The organism is bacterium, assembly GCA_024226335.1.
Classification (GTDB): Bacteria; Myxococcota_A; UBA9160; order SZUA-336; family SZUA-336; genus JAAELY01.
In genome coordinates this window covers 1-1,319 of the sequence record JAAELY010000062.1, presented here as the reverse complement: position 1 = coordinate 1,319, position 1,319 = coordinate 1, and the positions used below count along the sequence as shown (strand labels likewise).

2 protein-coding genes are annotated in these 1,319 nt (G+C 63.5%); both read left to right on the top strand.

What is annotated here, in order from left to right; genetic code table 11:
• Window positions 1-757: tyrosine-type recombinase/integrase (locus GY725_03060; GenBank protein ID MCP4003155.1), on the top strand; the 757-nt coding region annotated here is incomplete at its 5' end.
• A 12-nt stretch (window positions 758-769) separates the two neighbouring features.
• Window positions 770-1,319 (top strand): transposase (locus GY725_03055; GenBank protein MCP4003154.1); only part of this gene is annotated, 550 nt, incomplete at its 3' end.

The window sequence follows — 1,319 nt, the reverse complement described above, 5'->3', positions numbered from 1 at the left end:
GCTGTTCGCTCAGCACTTCCGGCGATCTCCCGCCCTGCTCGGGGCCGAGGAGATCCGGCAGTTCCAGGTTCACCTCGTCGTTCACGAGAAGGTCGCGTACGGCAAGCACGCGATGTTCGTCGCCGCACTCCGCTTCTTCTATAACGTGACGCTGGACAAGCCGGTGCTGGTCCAAAAGATCCCTCACCCGAAAGTCGAGCGCCGACTCCCCGTCGTGCCGGGCCGCGATGAAGTGCTCAGATTCTTGGCCGCAATCCCAAATATAAAGCATCGAGCAGTGCTGACCACGTGCTACGCCGCAGGCCTCCGGGTCTCCGAGGCTGTCAGCCTGAAAGTTCACGACATCAACGGTACGCGAAAGATCATCCACGTTCACCAGGGCAAGGGGCGCAAAGACCGCATCGTCCCGCTCTCCGAAACTCTCCACGAGGTGTTACGAGAGTACTGGCGTGCTGTCCGCCCCAGGACATGGTTGTTCCCTGGGCGCGATCCCGATCGCCCTCTGTCGACGCGTTCGATCCAGTACGTCTGTCAACGTGCACGCCAACGTGCCGGCCTGCACCCGAAGCTGACCGTGCATTCGCTGCGTCACGCGTTCGCGACGCATCTGCTGGATGCGGGGACCAGCGTGCGTGTAATCCAGGTTTTGCTGGGTCACCGCAGTCTTGCCACGACACAGACCTACACCCGGGTATCGATGCGCGAGGTCGTCGGCACGCGCAGCCCGCTCGACATGAGCGACTCCGCGCAAACCTGATCTCGAGCCGAGATGATGACGCGCCACCGCTTGGAGGTGGCCGATGTCGTCCGCAGCCACGTCGATGGTTACCTCGACAGTCGCGGCGGACGCGTCCCAGGACCAGAGCGACGGGTCCTGTCGGCCATCTCGACGTGCAGGACCGCCGCGTGCGGCGGGCACATCGATCGGTGCGACCGCTGCGACCACCAGCAAATCGCCTACAACTCTTGCCGCAACCGCCACTGCCCGAAGTGTCAGGCCACGGCTCGTCGTCGATGGCTCTCCGATCGGCAGCGCGACCTGCTGCCGGTCGAGTATTTCCATGTCGTGTTCACGATCCCGCATCTTCTGGCATCGCTTGCACTCCAGAATCGGAAGGCCGTCTACGCCATCCTTTTCAAGACCTCAGCCGAGGCAATGCGCGAGCTGGCCCGCGATCCCAAGTACCTCGGGGCAGAGATCGGCTTCGTCTCCGTGCTGCATACGTGGGGTGAGACCTTGATGCTTCACCCGCACGTCCACTGCGTCGTCCCAGGTGGCGGGATCGCGCCGGACGATTCGCGCTGGGTCCCGTGTCGTC